The sequence below is a fragment of the Dietzia sp. E1 genome (assembly GCF_014145015.1).
GTDB classification, from domain to species: Bacteria; Actinomycetota; Actinomycetes; order Mycobacteriales; family Mycobacteriaceae; genus Dietzia; species Dietzia cinnamea_A.
The window spans coordinates 1-6,653 of record NZ_JAALDU010000070.1 but is presented as its reverse complement, the minus strand read 5'-3'; the positions used below and the strand labels follow the sequence as shown (position 1 = coordinate 6,653).

Here is a 6,653-nt window from a genome sequence, read left to right as displayed (position 1 = left end):
CCGGCGGTCGCCGAGCTGCTGGGCCTGGGACTCGATGTCGAGCAGCAGTTCGGCGGCGTCGACGGCGCGGGGCCGGACGAAGTCGGGACGTTCGGCCTTGGCCATGGTGAGCAGGTCGGAGACGATGCGGGACATCCGGTCCAGCTCGGAGTCCACCAGGCGCAGCGTCTCGGCGCGGACGGCCGGCGGATCGTCGGGGGTCATGGTCTCCAGGTGCCCGCGGATCACCGTGATCGGGGTGCGCAGTTCGTGCCCGGCGTCGTCGACGAAGCGACGCTGCGTGTCGTAGGCGCCCTCGATCCGGTCGAGCATCGCGTTGAACGTCTCGGCGAGCTGGGAGATGTCGTCCCGCCCCCGGACCGGGACGCGCCGGTCGAGGTCGCTCTCCTGGATCCGCTCGGCCACGCGCCTCACCTCACGCACGGGCGCGAGGATCTGCCCCGCGACGAGGTACCCGAACAGGGCCGTCAGCGCGAGTCCGCCGAGCGAGCCCCAGGCGTAGACGCGCATGGTGGCGTCCACCTCGGCGCGCTCCGGCCCGGTGAACACGGCGATCACGAACGTCGAGTCCCCACCGGCCGCGGGGTCGGCGCCGGTCTCGCCGCCGGGTTCGCCGCCGGTGATGGTGACCTTGCCCCACCGGACCGGGCCGACTGGGCTGTCGGTGACGCCCGACGGTTCGGCCGACGAGCGGATGACGTCGAGCAGAGCGGGGTCGGCGGCGAGATCGTACGGGCTGGGGTCCCCGGCGGACCGGTCCACGGCGAACACCCGCGCCTCGTCCATGCCCAGGTGGACCTCGTGGTCGGCGGGGATCTGTCGGCTGAGGTAGAGCCGCAGGAGCCGCTCGGGGTCGTCGAACGGCCGGGCCGTCGTCGGGTCGACTCCCTCGCGGACGAACGCGCGGAACTCGTCGAGTTCCTGCACGACGTCCGCGTTGGCCGTCCGGTCGACATCGGACATGAGCAGGGCCCGGAGGGTGAGTCCCAGCGCGAGCAGCACGAGCGCGGTGGTGAGGACGATCCACCCGACGATCCGCCAGCGTGCTGGGATGGCCGTGGCGCCCGCCCGCCCGGCCGCGCCCGCCTCAGTCGTCCCAGTCGTCATCGCCGTCCCCGTCGTCGTCCCACTCATCGTCCCAGTCGTCGTCGCCGTCGTCGTCCCAGTCGCCGCCGTAGTAGGGGACCACTGGTTGGACCGGCTGGACCGGAACGGGTCGCGCGGGTGGGGCCGGTGCGGCGGGGGCCGCCGGGGGAGCCGCCGGTGGGCCCGGGACAGCCGAGGCGCGGGGCCCGGCGGTGTCGTAGGGACCGGTGCCGTCGGGGGTAGTGTCGCCGTCCGCCCCGGGGTCACCGGGGGCCGGGGACGACGACGGGGACGACGACGAGGACGACGAGGAGCGCCCCTGCCGGTCGGTCGGCGACTGCAGGTCGATCGAGGCGTCCTCCACCCGGACCGGCGGGGCCCCGGTGTCGGCGCTGATGGCCACGGCGCCGAGCGCGAGGCCGGCGGGAACCAACACCACCGCTGCGATCAGTGCGAGCTTGCGCGTGAACTCAGACATGGCGGGTCCGGTCAGTCGTCGAGGTCGTTGTCGTCGTCGTCCCGGTCGTCGTCCCGGTCGGCCCGGTCATCGTCGTGATCGTCGTCGTCCCGGTCGTCCTCCCAGTCGTCATCATCGTCGTCGTCCCGGTCGTCCCGGTCGTCGTCGCCGGCCACGGCGGGCGCGCCCGCGACGCGGGCGTCCGACTGGGCCGGCGCGGTCACGGTCACGGTGGCGGTCCCGGTGGCGGTGCTCTCGCCTGCGGGGGTCTCATCCGCGTTGCCGGCTGCGCATCCCGACAGCAGGAGGGCCGCGGACGCGGACAGGGTGAGCAGGACGGTGCGGGGGCTGGTGATCTCGGTCATGACTGCAATCCTGCGAGCCCGGCATGACCGGCTCATGAAAAGGTCATGACAGAGTCTTCATGTGCTGGGGGCCTTCATACGCGGGGGTCTTCGTGTGCGGGGCCGGCCCGTTCCTACGACGACACCCCGCGGTGAAGACCGCGGGGTGTTCGTCAGGCGTGTTCGTCCCGAGTGGGCGCCGCCGGTCAGGCGAGGTCGACCACCACGTTCTTCAGCACGGGGGCGTCGTCGCGCTCCGCGACGGTGGCCGCCACGAGCAGACGCGAGCCCTCCTCCCACACCCGGATGCGCATGGTCTCGCCGGGGAAGAAGATGCCGCCGAAGGTGACGCCGTAGCCGCTGACGCGGGAGACGTCGCCGCCGAGCACCTCGTCGACCACCGCGCGCAGGACCAGGCCGTACGAGCACAGGCCGTGCAGGATCGGACGGGGGAACCCGGCGGCCTCGGCGAACGCGGGGTCCGAGTGCAGCGGGTTGCGGTCACCGCACAGGCGGTAGAACAGCGCCTGCTGGGGGAGCGTGGCCACCTCGATGGTGTGGTCGGCGTCCCGCTCGGGGTACTCGACCTTCTCCGACGTCCCGCGCTCGCCGCCGAAGTCGCCCTCGCCCTTCGCGAAGATGCCGGACCGGGAGGTCCACAGCTTCTCGCCGTCGGCGGAGACCGTCTCGGACTCCTGGATGATGACCGCGGCCGAGCCCTTGTCCTGGATCTCGGCGATCTTCGTGGTGGTCACGGCGGTGCCGGCGGCCGGGATGGGGCGGTGCAGCGTGACGGACTGGCTGCCGTGGACGACCTTCGCGAGGTCGATCTCCACGCCGGGGAAGGACACCTTCGGAGCTTCCGTGACGTTCATCGTGGCGGCGACCGTGGCGAACGACGGCAGCACCTTGGGCTCGACGTCGTGGACGTACTCGAGCCCGGTGGTGTCCATGGGGTCCGCAGCCGCGCCGACGGACAGCGCGTAGAGCGCCACGTCGGACGCGGTCCAGGAGAATTCCTGGGAGGGCAGCTGCGCCCCGAGGGCGGTGTCGAGATCGATCGGCACGTCAGACTCCCGTCTTCTGGATGGAGGGGGTGGAGGCGAGCATGTGCTCCACGGCGAGGTAGCCGAAGACCATGGCGGGTCCGATGGTGGCGCCCGGCCCGGCGTACGTGTGGCCCATGACCGGCGAGGACGCGTTCCCCGCGGCGTAGAGGCCCTCGATCACGGAACCGTCCTCGCGCAGCACGCGGCCGTGGACGTCGGTGTTGGCACCACCCTTGGTGCCGAGGTCGCCCGGCACCATCTTGGCCGCGTAGAACGGGGCCTTGCGGACCGGCCCGAGGCTCGGGTTGGGCTTGTTGGTGGGGTCGCCGTAGTAGTGGTCGTAGCCCGACTCGCCGCGCTGGAAGTCCTCGTCGCGGCCCTTCTCGGCGAAGCCGTTGAACCGCTCGGCGGTGCGCTCGAGGGCGTCGGCCGGCACGCCGATGAGCTCGGCGAGCTCGGCGAGGGTGTCCGCCTTGTGGAAGTTCTCGCTCGCGAGCCACTTCTTGGGCAGCGGCTGCTTGGCCTGCAGACCGGCGAAGAGGTACCGGTTCTTGTACTCCTGGTCGAAGATGATCCAGGCCGGCAGGTTCTCGGCCGGCCCCTCACCCTGGCCGTACTCGCCGCCGTACATCTTGTGGCCGGCCTCGACGTAGGGCAGCGACTCGTTCATGAAGCGCTCACCGCGCGGGTTGACCATGAACGAGCAGGGCAGGGACCGCTCGGCCAGCGCGAACCACGGCCCGCGCGGGAGCATGATGGTGGGACCCCACCAGGCGTCCTCCATGAAGGACAGCTCGGCGCCGACCTTCTCCATGGCCTCGATGCCCTCGCCGGTGTTGGCGGCCGCGCCCACGGTCCAGTCCGTGGGGATGGGCTGACGCTGGTACTTGTTCCGCATCTCCTGGTTGTGTTCGAACCCGCCGGAGCCCATCACCACGCCGAGGCGCGCCCGCAGCGTGACCTCCTCGCCGTTGCGCGTGACGGTGATGCCCACGACGCGCTCCTCGTTACCGGAGCCCTCGGTGACCAGGCCGGTCATGGGCGTCTCGAGCCACACCGGCACGCCCGCGTCGAGCAGGCCCTTGCGCAGGCCGGCGATGAGCGCGCGGCCCATGCCCACGATGTTCCGCCCCCGGGCCTTCGCGAGGACCATCCGCGCGGAGACCTTGATCGAGCGGCGGATGCCCTTGGTGGTGGGCCGCTGCAGCAGGTTGAGCCAGCGGTAGTCGGACTGCATGACGACCATGTTCGCCGGGGCCTTGGCGTAGCCGGGCTCGAGCTTGTCGGCCTCCGAACCGAGCTGCCGCAGGTCGAACGGCTTCGGCTCGACGGACCGGCCTCCGAGGCGGCCGCCGGGAGCCTCCGGGTAGTAGTCGGAGTAGTCCTTGACCCACTCCAGCTGGAGCGGGGAGTTGGCGAGGACGAAGTCGAGGACCTCGGGCCCGCGGTCGACGTAGGTGTCGATCCGCTCGGCCGGGACGACGTCACCGACGATCGATCGGAGGTAGGTCCGCGCGGCCTCGGGGGTGTCGAGGACACCGTCGCGCCGGAGCACGGAGTTGTTGGGGATCCACACGCCGCCGCCGGAGCGGGCGGTGGAGCCTCCGTAGTGCGGGGCCTTCTCCACGAGGACCACGCTGAGGCCCTTCTTTGCTGCCGCGAGGGCGGCCGTCATGCCTGCTCCACCGCTGCCTACGACGACGACGTCGAATTCCTGGTCTGCCATGTAGAACACGTTATAGAACTGATCGCTGTCGCGCCAGACGCCCCAGGTAGCATGCCCGTCATGCTCACTGAGGAGACCCGCGCCACTCTTGCCCAGCGACTCTGGGACGCCGAGACCGACGTCTCGCCGATCGCCCCGCTGACCGACGACCATCCTGACATGGACGCGGACGACGCGTTCGAGATCCAACTCGTCAACATCCGCCGCAAGCTCGACGCCGGTGCCGTCGTCACCGGCCACAAGGTGGGTCTGGCGTCGAAGGCGATGCAGGAGATGATGGGCGTCGACGAGCCCGACTACGGTCACCTGCTCGACACGATGGAGTATCCCGAGGGCACACCGATCGAGGCGGCGCGCTTCTGCTTCCCGCGCGTCGAGGTGGAGGTGGGTTTCATCCTGGGCGCCGACATCCCGCCGGAGGGGTGCTCGCAGGAGGAGGCCGCGGCGGCGATCGAGTGGGTCGTCCCGTCGATCGAACTCATCGACTCGCGGATCCGCGACTGGAAGATCAAGCTGCCGGACACGATCGCGGACAACGCCTCGTCATGCGGTTACGTCATCGGGCAGCAGCGCGTGCGTCTGGCGGACATCGACGTGGCCGCGATCGATGCGACGCTCTACAAGAACGGTGAGTTCCTCGCCTCGGGCCGTTCGGACGCTGTGCTGGGCAACCCCTTGAACTCAGTGGGCTGGCTGGCCTCGACCGTCGCGAAGTTCGGCGTCCGACTGCGCAAGGGCGACGTCATCCTCCCGGGCACCGCCATCCGCGCGATGGACGCGACGCCGGGAGACACCTTCCGCGCGGAGTTCGCGGGCCTGGGCGACGTGACGATGGCGTTCCGCTAGCGGTCCGAGCTCAGGGCGCGTCCGGCTGCCGCGGCGACGCGGGTGACCAGCGGTTCGAGCCGGGCCAGGGCGCTCTCGTCCGCCGCGCTCGCGGACAGGGCGGCGACTGCCCGCGTGCCGCCGGCGCCCTCCTCGTCGTCGTCGAACACCGGCGCCGCCACGCAGTACAGCCCCGGGGTGAGCTCGGCGCGGTCCACCGCGCGCTTCTTGCGGCGGATCTCGCCGAGCTCCACCGCCAGAGCGTCGGGCGAGGTCAGGGTGGTCTCGGTCCACGCGATCATCGGCCCCTGCGCGACGCGGCCGGCGGCCGCCTCGTCGAATGCCAGCATCGCCTTGCCCACCCCCGTGCAGTACGCGGGTAGCCCGCCCCCGATCCGCGACGGCGACGGGATAGGGCGCGGGCCGTGCAGCTTGTTGAGATAGACCACCTCGTCCCCGTGCAGGGTGGCCAGATGGACGGTCGCGCGCGTGGCCTCGAAGAGGTGCGCGAGGAACGGCGTGAGGACCCGCCGGATCCGCTCGTACTCGGGCGATACGGGGATCGGGTCCAGTTCGTGGACCAGCGGCCCGAGCCGGTAGCGCTGGCCGATCCGCGTCACCGCGTCGTTGCGTTCGAGAGCGGTGAGCAATCGCAGTGCCGTGGACTTGGCCAGTCCCGTCTCCCGTGCGATCTCGCTCAGCGTCATCCCCGTGCCGGCCGCCGTCACGCGCAGTACCTCGAAGGCGCGATCGACGGGGGAGGTGGGCGGCTCGGTCATGCGGTGAGTGTAGCGCGCGGGTCGGACATCCCAGAGCGGCGCTATCGAACGCTTGCGCTAATCATGTGGAGCGATTAGGGTTGTATGTACGTTCTACTGATGCGGTGCGGGGGTGGTGGAGATGTCGGAAGCGACGACGCCGTTGTTCGCCGTCTCCGTTCCGCTCGGCGCTGCCGACATGACGGCGGTCAGCGACGCGGCGCGGGCGGCGACGCTGGCGCAGAACCGGGCCGGGGCCACCCGGTTGGAGGCCGCGCACGTGCTCGTCCAGCAGTTCTCCCGCGCGGCGGAGGCGGAGGCGGCCGACGCTGAGCGCCGCGAGGCGTCGCCGCGGCCGGCCTATGCGCGGCTGGCTCCGGAGTCCCGGGCTCGTGACCATCTCGCGGC

Annotated in this window: 7 protein-coding genes and 1 pseudogene; 2 read left to right on the top strand and 6 right to left on the bottom strand. The window is 71.2% G+C overall.

Annotated elements, in window-relative coordinates:
• The 5 genes from G6030_RS03140 to kstD all read right to left on the bottom strand — a co-directional run.
• A partial coding sequence (locus tag G6030_RS03140) for a histidine kinase dimerization/phospho-acceptor domain-containing protein (protein ID WP_182642173.1) occupies positions 1–1,107 on the bottom strand: 1,107 nt, incomplete at its 3' end.
• On the bottom strand, positions 1,088–1,564 hold the full coding sequence (locus G6030_RS03135) for a hypothetical protein (RefSeq protein ID WP_182642172.1): 477 nt from the start codon (positions 1,562–1,564) through the stop codon (positions 1,088–1,090). The genes G6030_RS03135 and G6030_RS03140, both read right to left, overlap by 20 nt.
• Positions 1,565–1,575: 11 nt before the next feature.
• A complete protein-coding gene (locus G6030_RS03130; protein ID WP_182642171.1) occupies positions 1,576–1,908 on the bottom strand; it encodes a hypothetical protein in 333 nt (110 codons plus the stop codon).
• A gap of 185 nt (positions 1,909–2,093) precedes the next feature.
• Complete coding sequence (locus tag G6030_RS03125; RefSeq protein WP_182642170.1) at positions 2,094–2,954, bottom strand: MaoC/PaaZ C-terminal domain-containing protein; 861 nt, start codon at positions 2,952–2,954, stop codon at positions 2,094–2,096.
• Between the two features lies 1 nt (position 2,955).
• Complete coding sequence (gene kstD / locus G6030_RS03120; RefSeq protein ID WP_187701493.1) at positions 2,956–4,662, bottom strand: 3-oxosteroid 1-dehydrogenase; 1,707 nt, start codon at positions 4,660–4,662, stop codon at positions 2,956–2,958.
• 60 nt (positions 4,663–4,722) lie between these two features.
• Here kstD and G6030_RS03115 point away from each other — a divergent pair, with 60 nt between their 5' ends.
• On the top strand, positions 4,723–5,508 hold the full coding sequence (locus G6030_RS03115; protein WP_182642168.1) for a 2-keto-4-pentenoate hydratase: 786 nt from the start codon (positions 4,723–4,725) through the stop codon (positions 5,506–5,508).
• On the opposite strand, the gene G6030_RS03110 is transcribed toward G6030_RS03115, so the two are convergent.
• Complete coding sequence (locus G6030_RS03110) at positions 5,505–6,266, bottom strand: IclR family transcriptional regulator (protein WP_182642167.1); 762 nt, start codon at positions 6,264–6,266, stop codon at positions 5,505–5,507. The genes G6030_RS03115 and G6030_RS03110 overlap by 4 nt on opposite strands.
• 121 nt (positions 6,267–6,387) lie before the next feature.
• Here G6030_RS03110 and G6030_RS03105 point away from each other — a divergent pair.
• A pseudogene (locus G6030_RS03105) lies at positions 6,388–6,653 on the top strand (HNH endonuclease); the annotation flags it as partial.

Excerpts from the sequence above, each read along its gene's own strand:
- G6030_RS03135 (WP_182642172.1), bottom strand. The coding sequence starts at position 1,564 with ATGTCTGAGTTCACGCGCAAGCTCGCACTGATCGCAGCGGTGGTGTTG.
- G6030_RS03130 (WP_182642171.1), bottom strand. The coding sequence starts at position 1,908 with ATGACCGAGATCACCAGCCCCCGCACCGTCCTGCTCACCCTGTCCGCG.
- kstD (WP_187701493.1), bottom strand. The coding sequence starts at position 4,662 with ATGGCAGACCAGGAATTCGACGTCGTCGTCGTAGGCAGCGGTGGAGCA.
- G6030_RS03115 (WP_182642168.1), top strand. The coding sequence starts at position 4,723 with ATGCTCACTGAGGAGACCCGCGCCACTCTTGCCCAGCGACTCTGGGAC.
- G6030_RS03110 (WP_182642167.1), bottom strand. The coding sequence starts at position 6,266 with ATGACCGAGCCGCCCACCTCCCCCGTCGATCGCGCCTTCGAGGTACTG.